We start from the raw sequence: 17,723 nt of genomic DNA on the forward strand, positions 1-17,723 counted from the left end.
CAGGTCATCGATTGCGTCGTGGTCAGGCCGAATCATCGAGGTCGTTGTGTTGATCAGGTGGTGGCCGCCTTGCGTCGCGTGTGGATGGCGCTGTGGCGGGTCGTCCGGCCTGACGGGACGACCTGGCTGGTGCTCGACGATCCACAGGCGGTCTCGGGCTCGGTCGCCGGGTTACCGTGGCGAGTGGCGTTCGCACTCCAAGCTGACGGTTGGTTGTTGCGTAACGCGTTGATCGCGAGAACGGCCGACGGATCTCGCTACGAGAACGGTTTCCTTGCCGCGAACGGGGAGGTCGAAGTGATATCGAGCCTGCTTCACGAGCAGTCACCTACGAATATGGCCAGGTGGCCCTGTACACCGGGGACGCGGCCGATGTGGTTCGGCTTCTGCCGGTGGCGTCGGTGGACTGCGTCGTGACGTCGCCGCCGTACTGGGGATTGCGCGACTACGCAGTGGCATGCCAACTGGGTATCGAACCCGCAGTGGACGACTACGTCGACCGCCTTGCCGAGCTTTTCGACGAACTTGCCCACGTCCTGGTACCCGGAGGCGTCGCATGGCTGAATCTCGGCGACAGCTATGGCGGCTCATGGGGCAGCTATGTCGCCAGCGGTTCTTCGGCTCGTACCGCAGCAGCCCGATTGCGCACTCCGTATGGGACGCTTCGCCCACCGCAGTCGACGTTCCGGGCCAAAGATCTCGTCGGGGTGCCCTGGCGGGTGGCGTTCGCCCTGATGAGCCGGGGATGTTTGGTGGAGCGCGCAGTGATCTGGCACAAGCCGAACGCGCGGCCTGAGAGCGTCCGCGACCGGTTCGCGCACCGCTACGAGAACATCTTCGCTCTTGCCCGAGATCAGCGAGCCTTCGAGGCACATGGCGAGACCGGCGCCGAGACGGACGTCTGGAAGGTCTCGGCCGACCGCGGCCGGACGGGCCATCCCGCCGCCGGCACGCTGGAGATCGCGCGACGCTGTGTCCGGCTCGGCTGCCGCCCCGGCGGGACGGGTTCTCGATCCGTTCTCCGGCAGCGGGACGACCGGTCTCGCCGCGCGAGAGCAGCGGTGCCGATTCATCGGTGCCGACCTGAATCCGGCGTGTCACAACCTGGCCCTGCGGCGGCTGGGGCTTGGGCGATGACGGCCGAGCGGGGGCAGGCGATGTCACTGGCGGAGATCGCGGCCTTGCCGGCGGTGGTGGACCTCATGACGGCGGCCCGGGCGCTGAGGATCCGTCGCACCACGGCGTATGCGCTGGCCCGTGGTGGCTCTTTTCCTTGCCCCGTCGTCCGGGTCGGACGGTCGTATCGGGTGCCGACGGCCGGGCTCCTGCGGCTCCTCGAACTTGCCACCTGATCAGGTGATCTTTCCCGGGCTCGGGCTTCCCCGAGTGGTGGTCGCAGCGCGAGCATTCGGTCTGGAGAAAGCCCTTGGTGGGTGCTTGACGAACGAGAGGTGAGGTGTCCTCAGTGGCAAACGGCTCGGTGTTCCGGCGGTGTTCCTGCCGGGACAGCAACAGGAAGTCGCTCGGTGACGCATGTCCGAAGCTGTCGAACAAGCGGCACGGGCAGTGGTACTTCCGGATCGAGCTGCCCAAAGACGCGCAGGACAACCGCCGCCCGCGACGTCGCGGCGGGTACGAGTCGGCGGCGGACGCGCAGAAGGGGCTCGACCGGGTCAACGAGCTGCTCGGGATCGCCGAGGGAGACGACGACGAGACCTTGCGCAAGATCGGAGACCTGCTCGCGAGACTGATCTCGGAGCAGAAGCCGCTGCCCGAGATCGATGAGGTCCGTCGTCTCGTCAAGGCCGGCGCTCCAGTTCTGGAGCATCCGCTCATGGGTGCGGTGTTCGATGCGTTTCTGGCGTTGAAGAAGCGGACGGTGAGCCGGAACATGTACCGCTCGTACGAGTCCCACGTCCGTCTCTACCTCCGGCCGCACCTGGGCAAGATCCGCCGAGACCGGCTGCGGGTGGGCCACTTGGACGCGATGTTCGAGGCGATCGTGGAACGCAACGAGCTGATCGGTGAGTATCGGGCCAGCGGCGACCCGCAGAAGATCGCGGCGGTGAAGTGGCAGCGTCCCGTAGGACCGGCCTCGCTGCACCGGATCAAGGAGACCCTGCGCGCCGTCCTTCGTCCGGCAGTCGATCAAGGCCTGCTGACCCACAACGTCGCCAAGCTGGTCGAGTTGCCGGCCGCGGTCCGGCCGAAGCCGAAGCTCTGGACGCCGGAGCGGGTGGCGAAGTGGAGGCGGACGGGCGAGGTTCCGTACCCAGTGATGGTGTGGACGGCCGAGCAGACTGGCGAGTTCCTGGACTTCGCCGTGTATCACCGGCTCTACCCGTTGTTCCACCTGATCGCCTACACCGGCCTCCGGCGGGGCGAGGCCTGTGGCCAGCGCCGCTCGGACACCTATCTGGAGGCTGCCTGCATCGAGGTGGCGAACCAGATCGTCCAGTACGGGTGGGAGACCGGCCAGAGCAAGCCCAAGACACCGTCGTCCGAGGGCTTGGTCACCATCGACGCGGACACGGTGCTGGTGCTCACCGCGCACTTGCTCCAGCAGGACGAGCGGAAAGCGGCCCTGGGTGCTGAGTGGGTCGAGAGCGATTTGCTCTTCACCGAGCCCGACGGCCGTCCACTGCACCCGGCCGACGTCGCCGACGAGTTCGCCAGGCTGATCTGTGCGGCGGACTTGCCGCCGATCACGCTGCACGGCCTCCGGCATGGCGCTGCCACGCTGGCTCTCGGTGCGGGAGTGGACCTTAAGACGATCCAGCATATGCTCCGGCACTCGTCGATCAAGGTGACGATGGATCTCTACACGAACGTCGCGAAAGAGGTGGCGGATGACGCGGCGCGGAGGCTGGCGGGAGCGATCCCGCGGAAGTCGTTGCACCCGGCGTGCGCTCTCGGGCTCCCCTCGGGCTCCCCACCGACCACAGTGGACAAAGAAGAAGTGGATGACGTGCGTCCAAATATCACAAAACCCCAGGTCGATGAAGATCGACCTGGGGTGGTGGAGGGTGCGCCATCAGGGACTCGAACCCCGAACCCGCTGGTTAAGAGCCAGCTGCTCTGCCAATTGAGCTAATGGCGCCGGTGTCTACCGGAGGTTTCCCTCGGCGACGTGGAAAAGATTAGCACCAGCTTCGCGGGCCGTTTCAAGGGGGGTCACCTTGCGCGGGTTCGGGTGTTCGCGCCCCGGTGTCCGGGCTGGTCGGGCACACTGGAGCCGGACACGGACGACGAAACAGGCGGGTGGCATGAGGCGTTCGACCGGCATGAGGGTGCGGCTGCTGGTGGCCGCGGGGGTGATCGGCCTCACGGTGGCCGGGTGCAGCAGTGGTACTCCTTCGGGTGAACCGCCGTCGGCGACGTCGTCGAAGCCCGCGCCGAAACCCGTGGTGAAGCCCGCCGTGCTCACGCTGAGCCCGGCCAAGGACGCCAAGGACGTCGCGCCCGGTGAGCCCGTGACCGTCGCCGTCGCCGACGGGAAGGTCGGGGACGTCAAGCTGACCGGGGCCGACGGGAAGGCTGTCGCCGGGAAGCCGCGGGCGGACGGCGCCGGCTGGGACTCCGCCGAGCCGCTCGGGTACGGCAAGGCCTACAAGCTGACCGCGACGGCGACCGGCGCCGACGGGAAGCCGGTCACCGCGGAGTCGAGCTTCACGACCGTCAAGCCCGCGCGCCAGCTCGGCGTGTCCGTGAACCTCGTCGAGGGCGAGACCGTCGGAGTCGGGCTGCCGCTGATCTTCACCTTCACCGGCAACGTCGCCGACAAGGCCGCGGCCGAGAAGGCGCTGAAGGTCACCGCCGAGCCGGCCACCGAAGGCGCGTTCCGCTGGTCCGGCGACAAGCAGGTGACCTGGCGGCCGAAGGACTACTGGAAGAGCGGGACCAAGATCAAGGTCGACGCCGCCGTCTACGGCAAGCCGCTCGGCAACGGCAGCTACGGCCGCGAGGACAAGACGATCAGCGCGGCCGTCGGCGACAAGCTCGTCGCGGTCGCCGACGGCGGCACCCACCAGATGACGGTCTCCGTCAACGACCAGGTGGTCAAGACCATGCCGACGTCCATGGGCAAGCCCGGCCACAACACGCCGGCCGGCAACTACACCGTCATGAGCGAGCACACCGGCTACACCATGAACTCCGCCACCTACGGCGTCCCCGAGGACGCTCCCGGCGGCTACAGCACCTACGTCCAGTACGCGATCCGCCTGTCCTACAGCGGCATCTTCTACCACTCCGCACCGTGGTCGGTCCGGCAGCAGGGCCACAGCAACGTCAGCCACGGCTGCCTGAACCTGTCCACCGAGAACACGAAGTGGCTGATGGACACGTCCAAGAAGGGCGACATCGTCACCGTCCAGAACAGCGGCGGCCCGAAGCTCGAGCCGACCGACGGCTGGAGCGTCTGGCAGCTGTCCTGGGACGAGTGGCGGACCGCCGCGAACTAGCGGTTGTCGTACGCCGCGCGGGCGGCGTCGATGTGCGGCAGGTGCTCGATGCTCCACTCGAGCAGCGGCGCGGTGGCTTCGCGCAGCGTCCGGCCCATCGGCGTCAGCTCGTAGCTGACGTGCGGCGGCATGACGGCGAGGACCGTGCGGGTCACGATGCCGTCGCGCTCGAGGTCGCGCAGGGTCACGGTGAGCATGCGCTGGCTGATGCCCTCGACGGACCGCTTGAGCTCGGTGAAGCGCCGCGGCCCGTCCTTGAGCATGCGCACGACCAGCATCGCCCACTTGTCCCCGACGATGCCGAGGACTTGGCGGGCCTTGCACGGGTCCTCCACGGTTACCTCCTGAGAACCGGGGCACCATTTAGTGCCGTATTGCCCGGTGCGCGTCGAGTGGATCACGATGGTCCCGGTTACCGAATGGTACCGAGGCACGAGGAGGAACCACTCGACCATGGCAACATTTCTGCTGGTACACGGCGCTTGGCACAGCGGGCGCAGCTGGGACCGCGTGGTCCCGCTGCTGGAGGCCGCCGGGCACCGGGCGTTCGCGCCGTCCCTGACCGGCTACGGCGACAAGGCCCACCTGCTGGCGCCCGACGTCGGGCTCGGCACCCACGTCGACGACATCGCCGGCCTGATCGAAGCCGAGCGGCTCGACGACGTCGTGCTCGTGGGCCACAGCTACGCCGGGATGGTCATCTCGGGCGTGGCCAACCGCGTCCCCGGGCGGATCGGGCACCTGGTCTACCTCGACGCGATGGTGCCGGAAGACGGCGAAACCGCGATCGACGTGATGCCGATCAGCAAGCAGCTCGTCGACGCGGCCGTCGACGGCTGGCGGGTGCCGCCGCTGCCGGAGCTGCCGCCGCCGCTCGGCCTGTTCGGGGTCACCGATCCGGACGACGTCGCCTGGCTGCGCGAGATGCTCTCGGACCAGCCGGTGCGCTGCCTGACGGAGCCGGTGCGGCTGGACGACCCGGCGGTGCGGGCGATCCCGCGCACGCACATCCACTGCGTCGCCGGCCGTCCAGAAGGCATCACCCGGCGTCCCGTGCCGCCCGGCGAGCGGGTGCGGGAGCTGCCGACCGGCCACGACTGCATGATCACCCTGCCCGCCGAGCTGACCGGCCTGCTGCTCGAGGTGGCCTAGCCCGATTCCCGGACGAGCTTCCGCGCCTCGGCCTCGGTCTCGACAGCCGGGCCCGAGCCCCAGAGCGGCTCGTTCGCCGTCTCCCGGCTGAAGTAGACCGCGACCGCGCCGACCGCGCCCGCCGCCATGAGGTACCAGGCCGGCCAGAAGTCGTGACCGGTCGAGGAGATCAGGGCCTGCATGACCAGCGGTGTCGTGCCGCCGAAGAGCGACACGGAGATGTTGAACGCGATGGACAGCGCGCCGTAGCGGATCGCGGTCGGGAACAGGGCGGGCAGCGCCGCCGGCATCGAGACCTCGAAGCAGAGCAGCAGCAGGCCGAGGCCCATCAGGCCGAGGAAGGTGAGGACCAGGCCGCCGTCGTGCACCAGCAGCATGAGGGGCCACGAGAGCACGAGGTAACCGAGGCAGCCGGCCATCATCACGGGCTTGCGGCCGACCTTGTCGGTGATCCGGCCGCCGACCAGGATGATCAGCATCATCACGACCATCACGACGATGATCAGCAGCAGGCCGTGCGTGGCGTCGAGGTGCAGCTGCTCGGACAGGTACGTCGGCATGTACGACAGCAGCATGTAGTCGGTGACGTTGAACACGAGCACCAGCCCGACGCAGATCAGCAGCGCGGGCCAGTAGTCGGTGAACATCTTCCAGAACGGCTCGCCGGAGCGGCCGCGCTTCTCGGCCTCTTCGGCGTGCTTCTGGAACGCCGGGGTCTCTTCGAGCTTGAGCCGCATGTAGAGGCCGATGATGCCGAGCGGGCCGGCCACGAGGAACGGGATCCGCCAGCCCCAGTCGAGCAGCGTCTCGTGCGGGACCCACGCCTTCATGCCGGTGACGACGGACGCGCCGAGCACGTACCCGGACAGCGTGCCGAACTCCAGCCAGGAGCCCATGAAACCGCGGCGCTTGTCGGGGGAGTACTCGGCGATGAACGTGGTCGCGCCGCCGTACTCGCCGCCGGTGGAGAAGCCCTGCACCATCCGGGCGAGCACGAGCAGGATCGGCGACCAGACGCCGATGGAGGTGTACGACGGGATCAGGCCGATGCAGAGGGTGCCGATCGCCATCATGATCATGGTGACGGCGAGGACCTTCTGCCGTCCGATCCGGTCGCCGAGCGGCCCGAACACGAGCCCGCCGAGCGGACGCATGAGGAACGCGGCGGTGAACGCCCCGAACGTCCCGATCAGCCGCACCCCGGGCGCGACGCTCGCGGGGAAGAACACCTCGGAGATGGTGTCGGCGATGTAGGCGTAGACGCCGAAGTCGAACCACTCCATGGCGTTGCCCAGCGCGGCGGCCCCCACAGCCCGCTTGAGCAGCGATTGGTCGACGACGGTGATGTCCTCGTACCGCAGCTTCTTCTTCCGACCCCGGATCTTCGGCCCTGAAATTCCCACCGCTCCACGGTGCACCGGCAACCGGCGGCTCGCACGCTGAGCCATCCGGTCGTGAGGGTTGCCACCAACGGCGGAACGCCGGGAAAAGCAAAACCCCAGCTCGGTGAAGGGCCGCGGAGGCCCGACCAAACCGGGGTGATGGGGTGAGCGACGGGTTTCGAACCCGCGACCTCCTGGACCACAACCAGGTGCTCTACCAGCTGAGCTACGCCCACCATCTGAGGCAACCGCGTGCGATCACCTCGATGAAGCAATCGTAGCGGGTGCCTGCACTCGGTTTTCCAGGGGGTTACCCGTGGTGCTGTTCCTGCACCTCAGCGGCGGCGGCCTTGGCTTCGTCGCTGGTGGGGCCGGGCTGGGGGACGAAGGCGACGCGCCGGTAGTAGTCGAGTTCGCCGATCGACTCCTTGATGTCGGCGAGGGCGCGGTGGGCCAGTCCCTTTTCCGGCTTGGCGTAGTAGATGCGCGGGTACCAGCGGCGCACGAGTTCCTTCACGGAGGAGACGTCGACGAGGCGGTAGTGCAGGTGCGCGTCCAGGGCCGGCATGTCGCGGGAGATGAAGCCGCGGTCGGTGGCGATGGAGTTGCCGGCCAGCGGCGCGGTGCCCGGTTCGGGGATGTACTCGCGGATGTACTCGAGGACGCGGCGTTCGGCTTCTTCGAGGCTCACGGCCGAGCGGCGCACTTCTTCGGTGAGGCCGGAGTGGGCGTGCATCTCGCGGACGATCTCGGGCATGCCGCCGAGTTTCTCCTCGTCGGCGTGGATGACGATGTCCACACCCTCGCCGAGCACAGTCAGCTCCGCGTCGGTCACGAGGGCGGCGATTTCGATCAACGCGTCCTTGCCGAGGTCGAGCCCCGTCATTTCGCAGTCGATCCAGACTAGGCGGTCGGTCACCTCGTGACCCTAACCCGACACGGGGACAAGAGGTGCGTTACCTGCGCGTACGGCGCGTTTACGCTCGCGGGGCCGCCAGCGGTGTGGTGCAGGACACAGATCGGGGAGTCGCGAGTGACGGAGCAGGGGTCCCCGGCGGGCGAGATCGCCGCCGGTTATGCGAGTGAGGGTGCCGCGCTGGAGCTGGGCGCGGTGGTGATCGACGGGCAGGCGGACGCGGGTGCCGCCGTGCGCCTGCCGCTGGCGACGCTGAACCGGCACGGCCTGGTCGCGGGGGCGACCGGGACGGGCAAGACGAAGACGTTGCAGCTGGTGGCGGAGCAGTTGTCGGCGGCCGGGGTGCCGGTGGTGCTGGCGGACGTCAAGGGTGACCTGTCGGGGCTCGCGGCGGCCGGCGAGGCGAACGACAAGGTGTCGAAGCGCTCGCAGGAGCTGGGTGACGACTGGGCGGGCACGGCGTTCCCGGTGCAGTTCCTGTCACTGGGGACCGGCGGTAAGGGCGCGCCGATCCGGGCGACGATCACGAGTTTCGGGCCGGTGCTGCTGTCGAAGGTCCTGGGGCTGAACGAGACGCAGGAGTCGACGCTCGGCCTGATCTTCCACTGGGCCGACCAGCGCGGGCTGGCGTTGCTGGACACGAAGGACCTCCGGTCGGTCATCACGCACCTGACCAGCGACGAGGGCAAGGCGGACCTCAAGGGCATCGGCGGCGTCTCGGCCGCGACGGCCGGGGTGATCCTGCGTTCGCTGTCCAATCTGGAGGCCCAGGGCGGGGAGGACTTCTTCGGCGAGCCCGAGCTGGACGTCCACGACCTGATGCGCGCACGCGACGGGAAGGGCGTCGTCACGCTGCTGGAGCTGGACAACCTGCAGGCGAAGCCGGCGTTGTTCTCGACGTTCCTGATGTGGCTGCTGGCCGAGCTGTTCGAGGAGCTACCGGAGGAGGGCGATCTCGACCAGCCGAAACTCGTCTTCTTCTTCGACGAGGCACACCTGCTGTTCAACGACGCGTCGAAGGCGTTCCTCGAGCGCATCGAGCAGACCGTGAAGCTGATCCGGTCGAAAGGTGTCGGCGTGTTCTTCTGCACGCAGCTGCCCACGGACATCCCGAACAACGTGCTCTCCCAGCTGGGCGCGCGGATCCAGCACGCGCTGCGGGCGTTCACGCCGGACGACCAGGCGGCGCTGGCCAAGACGGTCAAGACCTACCCGAAGACGAAGTTCTACGAGCTCGACACGGCGTTGACGTCGCTGGGCATCGGCGAGGCGATCGTCACGGTGCTGTCGGAGCGGGGCGCGCCGACGCCGGTGGCGTGGACGCGGCTGCGGGCGCCGCGGTCGAAGATGGGCTCGATCGGCGCGGAGGCCGTCGCCGCTTCGGTCGCTTCGTCGGACCTGCACGCGAAGTACGCCGAGACGATCGACCGGGAGTCGGCCTACGAGAAGCTGGCCGCGAAGGTGGCCGCACCCGCGCCGGAAGCTGCTCCTGCTCCTGAACCTGCTCCCAAGAAGGAGAAGGAAGAGCCCGGGTTCGTGGAGTCGGCGATGAAGAACCCGGCCGTGAAGTCGTTCATGCGGTCCGCCGCCAGCGCGCTGGGCCGGGAGATCACGCGCGGGCTGTTCGGCAACCGGAAGCGCTGAGAAAACCTGACGCGACCTGTCAGGTATCGCTGCGAAGGTGGCACTCACCTTCGAAGAACAGGGGAAACCAGCCATGACCAGCACCGCCACCGCGTCGTTCGTCCTCGACAAGTGGGAGCCGCAGGCGACCGACGAGGCCGCGGGCACGGAGTTCGCCCGCGTGGCGATCGCCAAGACGTTCACCGGCGCGGTCGAGGGGACCAGCACGGTCGAGATGCTCACGGCGTCCAACGGGACTTCGCGCGCGTACGTCGCCTTCGAACGTCTCGCCGTTTCGGTCGACGGCCGCAAGGGCGCGTTCGTCCTGCACCACACGGCCGACGACAGCGGCCTGACGCTGAAGATCCTCGCCGGCTCCGGCTCGGGGGAGCTGACCGGGATCTCGGGCACGGCCGAGATCGGGCCGGACCACAGCTTCACGCTCACGTACGAGCTGTAGACAGCGCGAAGGCCGTTTCGAGAGCCCCCGATTGACTCTCGAAACGGCCTTCGCCGTGTTCCCGCTCCCCGAAGCGGGAGGGAACGGGCCGCCCCGATTACGGCCCGTCCGCGTCTCTGTCAGCCGTTCACGATCTGGTCGACGATCTTCTTGGCGTCGTTGATCGGGATGGCGAAGCCGATCCCGACGCTGCCCGCGGAGCCGTTCGCCGAGGCCGTCGGGCTGTAGAGCGCCGAGTTGATCCCGATCACGTTGCCGTTGGCGTCGACCAGCGCGCCGCCGGAGTTGCCCTGGTTGATCGAGGCGTCCGTCTGGATCGCGGTGTAGCTGGGCGAGTCGCTGGTCTGGTTCGAGGTGCGGTTGAACGGCGACTGCTGCTGCTGTTGGCCGCCCTGGCCGATGTCGGACAGGTTCCGGTTCAGCGCGCTGACGATGCCGGTCGTGACGGTGTTCTGCAGCCCGCCCGGCGAGCCGATCGCGACGACCTCCTGGCCGACGGCGAGCTTGCTCGAGTCCCCGAGGCTGGCGGCCGTCAGGCCACTCGCGTTCTTCGCCTGGACCACCGCGATGTCCGCCTTGGTGTCCGCGCCGACCACGCTGGCCTGGTACTTCGTGCCGTCGGACGTCGTGATCACGACGTTCTGGGCCCCGTCGACGACGTGCGCGTTGGTGAGGATCCGGCCGTCCGCGGTGAGGATGACGCCGGAGCCGATCGCCTCGCCCTGGTCGGTGGTGACGTTGATCTGGACGACGCTCGGCGTCACCTTCGCCGCGACGCCGCTGACGTCGCCGGAGGTGCTGTTGGAGACCGTCTGCCCGCTCGCGGCCGGTGCGCTCACCGACGTCGTGCCGTCCGCGGAGGTCGCGGTCAGCCCGACGATCGCGGCGCCGCCGACCCCGCCGACCAGCGCCGCGCCGAGCGCGGTGGCGCCGACCAGCATCGCGACCCGGCCGCCCTTGCGCGGCTTCTTGACCGCCTGCGGCGCCGGCGGCGGCTGCGGGGTGAAGAGCGGGTTCGGCGCCGCCTGCTGGTGGTAGGCGTACTGCGCGTACGGCCCGTACTGCTGGGTGCTCTGGTGCGGCTGGTGCCCACCGGGTGAGGCGGGGCCGGGCCGACTCTCGTTCTCGGTCATGAACCAAGATTCGCGCCTGTGCTTGTGAACAACCTGTGGAAATCCCTCAGGCTTTGCTGAGAAGAATCAGCTGAGAAAACTCAGGCGGTTCTCAGGCTTTCCGTGCGCCTCAGTCGAAGAAGGCCGGAACGTCCAGCGCACCTCCCGCGGCTTCGAACTCGTCGTGGACGGCCTTCCGCAGCTCGGCGTCGCCGAGGTAGTCCGCGGCGGTCAGGGCCAGCCCGAGCGCGCCGTCACGCACGCCCGCGTCACCCGTCTCCGAGCCGGCCGCGGCCGCGAACTCCTTGGTGTGCAACGCGACCGTCGGGCCGGAGATCCCGAGCATCGGGTGCAGCGCCGGCATCCGGTAGGAGAGGTTGCCGAGGTCGGTCGACCCGGTGAGCGACTCCGGGACGATGCCCGGCGGCAGCGGCTTGCGGCCGGTGCCGGCCTGGTTGACCGACCAGCGCCCGGCGAGCGCGGTGTTGAACCGGATCGGCAGGTAGGCGGCCTGGGCGTCCCAGATCAGCTCGACGCCGCAGCCGGTCATCGCCGCCGCGCCCTCGGCGATCGACGTCATGCGGGCGGCGAGGTCGCGCAGGGTCTCCGGGTTCTGGGAGCGCAGGTAGAACAGCAGCGCGGCGCGGGCCGGGATGACGTTCGGCCTCGCACCGCCGTCGCTGAACACGCCGTGCACGCGGTCGCTCTGCGGGAGTTGCTGCCGCAGCGCCGAGACGCCCTGGTAGGCGGCGACCGCGGCGTCGAGCGCGTTGCGGCCCATGAACGGCTGGGCCGAAGCGTGCGCGCCGACGCCGTGGAAGACCATCTCCAGCTGACGGCGGCCCAGGAACGGGTGCAGCGCGACGTCGTGGCTGAACGGGTGCAGCATGATCACCGCGTCGACGTCGTCGAAGACGCCCGCGCGCGCCAGGATCTCCTTTCCTCCACCGCCTTCCTCGGCCGGCGTGCCGATGAGGCTGACGCGCCCTCCGAGCCGTTCGGCGACCGTGGCGGCGCCGAGGAAGCCGCCCGCGGCGGTGGTGCAGATGACGTTGTGGCCGCACGCGTGGCCGAGGCCGGGCAAGGCGTCGTACTCCGCGAGGACGGCGATGTGCGGGCCGTCCCGCTCCGGTGTGCTCACGCGCAGCGCGGTGTCGAGGCCGCCCACCCCGACGGTCGCCTCGTGGCCATGACGTTTCAGGAGGTCCGCGAGGGCCTGCACCGAGCGGTGCTCGTGGAAGCCCTCCTCGGGGTGGGCGTGCAGATCTTGGCTCAACGCCACCAGATCAGGTGAGCTGCGCTCGACCGCGGCGGTCACCTCGGCCCGGGTCGCCTCGTCCGCGCCGGTGTGCGCCGACGGCAGCGGTTCGGCCGCCGCCACCGCTTCGGCCGTGGCTTCGACCAGGGAACGGAGGTAGCTGTCGTCGGGCGGGACGGGATCTGCGTGGGTCATGGGGCGATGCTAACCGCCACCCCCGACAGTTCGCGCCGATCGGCCCGCCACGAGCAGACGGCGTCCACAGTGGACGCTCGCAGCGGGATCCGCACCGCGTCCGCGCGCAGGTACGCGACGGTGCCCGGGCCGCCCTCGGCCGCCGCCTTGGCGAGCATCGTGCGCGCGCCGTCCAGGCCGATCGTGAGCCCGCCCGGGCCGACGGCCTCCTCGAACGCGCGGGTGAACCGGCCGGTGCCGCAGGCGACGTCGAGCGCGGGATGCCAGTACCGCTCGTAGACCTGCGGGAGCAGGGTGGTGCGCATCAGGCGCTGCGTGATCCCGGTCGGGCGGGCCGGCCTGGTCTGCGGGGCCGAGCAGGTCGAGGAAGCCTTCGATGCAGGCACTCCCGCCTTTCGAATACCGGCAGTATGTCAAAGCTGTGGTCACCCGACCGAGTGAAGAACGCCGGGCTCAGGCGTTCGAGGCCGGAAATTGTCGGTGCCCCTTCCTAACGTCGTCGGCGAGATTCCGATCCGACGCTCCGAGGAGGAGACATGACAGCTTCGACCCTGGCCCCGCCCAGTACGGAAATCCTGGTCCACGGTGGCTTCGACCTGGCCGCGGCCGCCGGGTTCCTGATGGGCTTCGCGCCCGCCGGGCAAGCGGAGGCGGAGCCCGGAGCGCTCCGCATGGCGTTCCCGGTCGACGGCGTGTGGACGCCGGCGGGAGCGCTGCTGAGACAGAGATCGCCGGGTGTGGTCGAGGTGGAGGTCCACGGCCCCGAGGAGCACACCGAAGCGGTGGTGGCCCAGGTGACGCGGATGTGCTCGCTGGACGTCGACGCCACGGAGTTCCCGGCGGCGGGCCACCGCGATCCGGTCGTGTCGCTGCTGCAGGACTTGCACCCGGGCCTGCGCCCGGTCCTGTTCGCGTCGCCGTACGAGGCGGCGTGCTGGGCGGTGCTGAGCCACCGCATCTGGATGACCCAGGCGGTGCGGCTGCGCCGCCGCCTCACCGACCGCCTCGGCACAGAGGTCGACGTCGGCGGCGTACGCCTGCCGTCGTTCCCGGCGCCGAGAGAGCTGGCAAAGCTCGAGTATCTGCCGGGCGCGCCCGCCCACAAGCTGCAGCGCCTGCGCGGAATAGCGCAAGCGGCGGCAGACGGCCTTCTCAACGCGGCAGCGCTGCGCGCAATGCCGGCGGAGGACGCCCTCAAACAGCTGCAGCAGTTGCCGGGCGTCGGCCGCTTCAGCGCAGAGCTGATCCTGATCCGCGGCGCCGGCCACCCGGACGCCTTCCCCCGAGGCGAGAGCCGCCTACACGAGATCATGCGCGAGGCCTACCACCTCCCGGACGCGAGCATCGCCGAGCTGACGGAGATCGCGGAGTCCTGGGCACCGTTCCGAAGCTGGGCGTCCTTCCTGTTCCGAGTGGAGGGAGAAGCGCGGATGCGGGAGTCACGATGAGCTGGGCTCCAGCCCCCACGGACGGTCGGTGCAGCCCAGCGGTGTTGCGGTGAGCTGGGCCCGGCTCGCTGGTCGGTGTGCTGCTGAGGGGTGTCGCAGTGAGTTGAGCCCGGCTGTCTCGCGGACGTTGGATGCTGCCTAGCAGTGTCGAGATGAGCACGGTTGTCTCCGTGGTGGTCTGTGCTGCGGGCGTTGCGGTGAGCTGAGTTCGGTTGTTCCGCGGACGCTGGGTGTCGCCTGGCGGTGTTGCGGTGAGTTGAGTCCGGCTGTCTCGCTGGTTGGTGCGTGCTGCGGAGGGGTGTTGCGATGAGCTGACTGCGGTCGTCTCCATGGATGGCGGTGGGCACAGTCGAGCGGGTGTCGCGATGAGCTGGGTTATGGCTGTCCTCTGACGGTGTGCGCCGTGCCGAGTAGCGTCGGTTGGCGGGGTGGTCGCTCACGGCGTGCCGGTGCGCCTCGGGGCTGCAGCGCCGAGCGCACACCCCGGACCGTGCATTCGGCGCGACCGGACGTTTCCGCGGCCGGGCGGGCTCGGCCGGCGAGCCTCGCCGGCGGCGTTCGTGCGGTTGTCGGCAGCGATTCCTGTTCCCAGCGGCCTGCGCCAGGCGCTATGACCTCGAATGCTCGCCCGCAGCCGACCATCCCGACCCGAAGAAAGGAGATGTACTGACGATCCGATCCAATACCGGAGGCCGGGAACCCGTCTGCGGTGGGGACTCACCGTAGCCAGATGTCGCCTGTGGTGAGGTGTCCGGGTGAGCTCGCCCGTTCAACTCGCGCTCGGCAGCACGGCCCGTGACGTCCCGGTGGCCCTCCAGGCCGCTGCCGACCCGGCCGGGACGCTGCTGGAGCAGGCCCAGACGCCCGCCATGATCACCCTGATCGCCGGGGGTGTGGCGCTGCTGGTGGTCCTCGTCGGCGGTACGCCGTGGCGGCGGGCGCGCAACGTCGTCACCATCGTGCACGAGGCCGGGCACGCGCTGGCCGCCGTACTGGTCGGCCGGCGGCTCCAGGGCATCAAGCTGCACTCGGACACGTCCGGCGTCACCGTCTCGCGCGGCAAGCCCGAGGGGCCGGGGATGGCGTTCACCGCGATGGCCGGGTACCTGGCGCCGTCGGTGCTCGGGCTGGTGTTCGCCAGCCTGCTGGGCAACGACCTGGTCGACACGGTCCTGGTGCTCGTCGCGCTGCTGCTGCTCGGCGTGCTGGTAATGGTGCGCAACACCTACGGGGTGTTCACCGTCGTCGTCAGCGCGGTCGTGCTGGCGCTCGTCGCCTTCGTCGCGCCGGTCGAGGTCCAGGCACCGTTCGGCTACCTGCTGACGTGGTTCCTGCTGTTCGGCGGGGTGCGGCCGGTGATCGAGCTGCAGACCAAGCGCCGCCGCGGTCAGGCCCGCGACTCCGACGCCGACCAGCTCGGCCGCCTCACGGCCGTGCCCCCGGTGCTGTGGGTCCTGGTGTTCGCGGTGGCGACGGTCAGCTGCCTCATCGCCGGTGGCCTGTGGCTGCTGGAGCCCGTGGCCGCCTGACCGGCACCGGCGATCGCGGACGCCCGCGAGACTGCGGCGTGGTGTCGTCGGGTCCGGTGATCGCGGACGCCCGCGAAACGCGGCGTGGTGTCGTCGGTCGGGGTGACGCAGATCGGCGGCCCGGACCGTGGTGCGGCGTCGGCCGGTCGGCGCGGGGCGGCCGACGTCCTCGGGCCTGCGGGCGGCGGTGCTGTCTGTCGCGGTCGGCCGCCGCTCGTCGCCAGGGGCGGAGCCCCTGGCCACCGGGCCGGGGCCATGCGGCAAACTGGACTCTCGCTGGTCGCCGGAGGGAGCCGAACGATGGACGAGGTCGCCAAGGCCGTGGAGGAATGCGCACGGGCGGCGAAGCTGGCCGCGCCGTCGCTCGCCGCTGCCAGTGCGGAGGCCGTCGATGCCGCCCTCGGCGGGATGGCCGAACGCCTGCTCGCGCAGCGGGACGAGATCCTCGAGGCGAACCGGGCCGACGTCGAGCGGTCGACGGCCGAGGGGATGAGCGCCGGTCTGCTCGACCGGCTCACCATCACCCCGGAGCGGCTCACCGGCATGGCCGAGCAGCTGCGGCTGCTCGCCGGCGCCCCGCACCACGAGCGCTCGGTCGAGGTGTCCACGCTCGACGGCGGGCTGCGGCTGGTCGAACGGCGCCTTCCAGTCGGCGTGATCGGCGCGAACTACGAGGCGCGCCCGAACGTGACCGTCGACGTCGCTTCGCAGCTGGTCAAGTCGCGCAACGCCGGCGTGCTGCGCACCGGCTCGGCCGCGCTCGGCTCGGCGCAGCGGCTGCGTGACGTCGTCATCGCGCCGGCGCTCACCGAAGCGGGCATCGACGCCGACTGCGTCCAGCTGGTGCCGCGGGTGGAACGGGAGGCGGCCTCCGCGCTGGTGCGGCTGCCGGACCTGGTGCCGCTCGTCATCCTGCGCGGCAGCGGTGACAGCACCCGCGCCCTCGCCACCGAGGCGGCGGTCCACGGCGTCCGCACCCTCGCGCACGCCGACGGCGGCGGTGTCCTGTACGTCGACCGCGGCGCCGACGTCACCAAGGCGCGCGACCTGGTCTTCGCCAGCCTCGACCGGCTGGGTGTGTGCAACCGGCTGAACCTGCTGCTGATCCACGAGAGCATCCACGACGACGTTTGGCCGGGCATCGCCGACGCGCTGGCCGAGCGGGGCGTCACGCCGTCGCTCGCGCCGCACGAGCACGCGATCGGCTACGAGTGGGCCCTGGACTCCGACCGCGAGGCGACCGTCACGGTCGCCACGGTCGGTGCCCTCGCCGACGCCGTCGAGATCGCGAACGAGCAGACCTCCGGCCTGGCCGCGGGCATCGCGACCGAGGACGAAGCCGCCGCCGACGCGTTCTTCGACGGCTACACCGGCACGGGCGTCTTCTGGAACGCCCCGACCCGCCTCCTCGACGGCTTCAAGCTCCTCGCGGTCCCGGAAACCGGCATCAACCTGGACAAGGTCCCTGGCCCCCGCGGCCCGGTGACGTACACGGACCTCTACGTCCGCCAGTACGCGGTCCTGCCCGCCTGAGCGGCCGCCGAAGCACCGCGGGGCGAACCAGCGGCCCTGGCGGCGATGCCACCACAGTGCCGCCGCCAACTGCACCGCGGGCGAAACCGGTGGCTCCAGCGGCGGTGCGGTCGGAGTTGCCGCATTGCGGCGCTGGCGAAGCCCGGCGGTCCTAGGTGTGGTGCGGTCGGCGTTGCCGCACTGCGCCGTGGGTGAAACCGGTGGCTCCAGCGGCGGTGCCGTCGGCGTTGCCGCACTGCGCCGTGGGTGAAACCGGTGGCTCCAGCGGCGGTGCCGTCGGCGTTGCCGCACTGCACCGGGGGCGAAACCGGCGGTTCCAGCGGCGGTGCCGTCGCAGTTGCCGCACTGCGGCGCGGGCGAAACCGACGGCCCTAGGTGCGGCGCCGCCGGAGCTGGCGCACCGGGGCGATGCCCGTCATCGTGTGGAGGTCGGCTGCGGTGTCGGCCGCGTTGGTCACCAGTTCCGGGCGGTCGTCGAGGTCGTTGAGGTGACGGAAGATCGCCGTGGGGCCGTCGCCGACCGCGATGACCGCCACCAGGCGGCCCTCCGGGTCGCGGGTGAGGCCGGTCGTCACCGCTACCCGGCGGCCCACCGTGTCGACCGTGGTGATCGTCCGCTCCTTCTGCCAGCCTCGCGTGGTCATGGTTCCTA

Annotated in this window: 15 protein-coding genes, 2 tRNA genes and 1 pseudogene; 9 read left to right on the plus strand and 9 right to left on the minus strand. The window is 70.0% G+C overall.

Annotated features, from left to right (window positions below; all coding sequences use genetic code 11):
* The first annotated feature begins 344 nt into the window (after positions 1-344).
* Positions 345-1,352, plus strand: coding sequence for a DNA methyltransferase (locus tag VA596_RS50835; RefSeq protein ID WP_458364029.1), 1,008 nt, complete (start codon positions 345-347; stop codon positions 1,350-1,352).
* A gap of 926 nt (positions 1,353-2,278) precedes the next feature.
* A pseudogene (locus VA596_RS50745) lies at positions 2,279-2,779 on the plus strand (tyrosine-type recombinase/integrase); the annotation flags it as partial.
* Between the two features lie 248 nt (positions 2,780-3,027).
* On the opposite strand, the gene VA596_RS38270 reads toward VA596_RS50745, so the two are convergent.
* A tRNA-Lys gene (locus tag VA596_RS38270) sits at positions 3,028-3,100 on the minus strand.
* 166 nt (positions 3,101-3,266) lie between these two features.
* On the opposite strand from VA596_RS38270, the gene VA596_RS38275 reads away from it, so the two are divergent.
* The gene (locus VA596_RS38275) at positions 3,267-4,463 is read left to right on the plus strand and encodes a L,D-transpeptidase (protein WP_323333934.1); all 1,197 of its coding nucleotides are present in this window, start codon (positions 3,267-3,269) and stop codon (positions 4,461-4,463) included.
* On the opposite strand, the gene VA596_RS38280 is transcribed toward VA596_RS38275, so the two are convergent.
* Positions 4,460-4,798, minus strand: a complete 339-nt coding sequence (locus VA596_RS38280; protein ID WP_323333936.1) for a winged helix-turn-helix transcriptional regulator — start codon at positions 4,796-4,798, stop codon at positions 4,460-4,462. The two genes, VA596_RS38275 and VA596_RS38280, sit on opposite strands and share 4 nt — an antisense overlap.
* A gap of 118 nt (positions 4,799-4,916) precedes the next feature.
* On the opposite strand from VA596_RS38280, the gene VA596_RS38285 reads away from it, so the two are divergent.
* On the plus strand, positions 4,917-5,615 hold the full coding sequence (locus tag VA596_RS38285) for an alpha/beta fold hydrolase (RefSeq protein ID WP_323333938.1): 699 nt from the start codon (positions 4,917-4,919) through the stop codon (positions 5,613-5,615).
* Here the strand turns inward: VA596_RS38285 and proP are convergent.
* The 3 genes from proP to orn all read right to left on the minus strand — a co-directional run bounded on the left by proP (position 5,612) and on the right by orn (position 7,916).
* Entirely contained in the window at positions 5,612-7,018 is a 1,407-nt protein-coding gene (gene proP, locus VA596_RS38290; protein ID WP_323333940.1) for a glycine betaine/L-proline transporter ProP, read from the minus strand. The genes VA596_RS38285 and proP overlap by 4 nt on opposite strands.
* Positions 7,019-7,157: 139 nt before the next feature.
* Positions 7,158-7,233, minus strand: a tRNA-His gene (locus VA596_RS38295).
* A gap of 74 nt (positions 7,234-7,307) precedes the next feature.
* Positions 7,308-7,916 (minus strand): oligoribonuclease, encoded by a 609-nt coding sequence (orn, locus tag VA596_RS38300; protein ID WP_323333942.1) that lies wholly within the window; start codon positions 7,914-7,916, stop codon positions 7,308-7,310.
* A gap of 114 nt (positions 7,917-8,030) precedes the next feature.
* On the opposite strand from orn, the gene VA596_RS38305 reads away from it, so the two are divergent.
* The gene (locus tag VA596_RS38305; RefSeq protein WP_323333943.1) at positions 8,031-9,557 is read left to right on the plus strand and encodes a helicase HerA-like domain-containing protein; all 1,527 of its coding nucleotides are present in this window, start codon (positions 8,031-8,033) and stop codon (positions 9,555-9,557) included.
* A gap of 73 nt (positions 9,558-9,630) precedes the next feature.
* Positions 9,631-9,996, plus strand: a complete 366-nt coding sequence (locus VA596_RS38310) for a DUF3224 domain-containing protein (protein WP_323333945.1) — start codon at positions 9,631-9,633, stop codon at positions 9,994-9,996.
* Between the two features lie 119 nt (positions 9,997-10,115).
* Here the strand turns inward: VA596_RS38310 and VA596_RS38315 are convergent, their stop codons facing one another.
* From VA596_RS38315 to VA596_RS38325, 3 genes are all read right to left on the minus strand, one after another.
* Positions 10,116-11,129, minus strand: coding sequence for a S1C family serine protease (locus tag VA596_RS38315; protein WP_323333947.1), 1,014 nt, complete (start codon positions 11,127-11,129; stop codon positions 10,116-10,118).
* Positions 11,130-11,238: 109 nt separating this feature from the next.
* Entirely contained in the window at positions 11,239-12,561 is a 1,323-nt protein-coding gene (locus VA596_RS38320; protein WP_323333949.1) for a M20 family metallopeptidase, read from the minus strand.
* The gene (locus VA596_RS38325) at positions 12,558-12,866 is read right to left on the minus strand and encodes a methyltransferase domain-containing protein (RefSeq protein WP_323333951.1); all 309 of its coding nucleotides are present in this window, start codon (positions 12,864-12,866) and stop codon (positions 12,558-12,560) included. Before VA596_RS38325 ends, VA596_RS38320 begins: the two co-directional genes overlap by 4 nt.
* Before the next feature lie 231 nt (positions 12,867-13,097).
* Between VA596_RS38325 and VA596_RS38330 the strand changes: the two genes are divergently transcribed.
* The 3 genes from VA596_RS38330 to VA596_RS38340 all read left to right on the plus strand — a co-directional run bounded on the left by VA596_RS38330 (position 13,098) and on the right by VA596_RS38340 (position 17,071).
* Positions 13,098-14,009 carry a DNA-3-methyladenine glycosylase family protein gene (locus VA596_RS38330; protein WP_323333953.1) on the plus strand — a complete coding sequence of 304 codons (912 nt, stop codon included), beginning with the start codon at positions 13,098-13,100 and terminating at the stop codon, positions 14,007-14,009.
* A 755-nt stretch (positions 14,010-14,764) separates the two neighbouring features.
* Positions 14,765-15,538, plus strand: coding sequence for a M50 family metallopeptidase (locus tag VA596_RS38335; protein WP_323333955.1), 774 nt, complete (start codon positions 14,765-14,767; stop codon positions 15,536-15,538).
* 300 nt (positions 15,539-15,838) lie between these two features.
* The gene (locus VA596_RS38340) at positions 15,839-17,071 is read left to right on the plus strand and encodes an aldehyde dehydrogenase family protein (protein ID WP_323333957.1); all 1,233 of its coding nucleotides are present in this window, start codon (positions 15,839-15,841) and stop codon (positions 17,069-17,071) included.
* A gap of 371 nt (positions 17,072-17,442) precedes the next feature.
* Here VA596_RS38340 and VA596_RS38345 read toward each other — a convergent pair whose 3' ends face one another.
* The gene (locus VA596_RS38345; protein ID WP_323333958.1) at positions 17,443-17,715 is read right to left on the minus strand and encodes a hypothetical protein; all 273 of its coding nucleotides are present in this window, start codon (positions 17,713-17,715) and stop codon (positions 17,443-17,445) included.
* Between the last annotated feature and the right edge of the window lie 8 nt (positions 17,716-17,723).

The organism is Amycolatopsis heterodermiae, assembly GCF_034929455.1.
In the GTDB taxonomy this organism is placed as follows: domain Bacteria; phylum Actinomycetota; class Actinomycetes; order Mycobacteriales; family Pseudonocardiaceae; genus Amycolatopsis; species Amycolatopsis heterodermiae.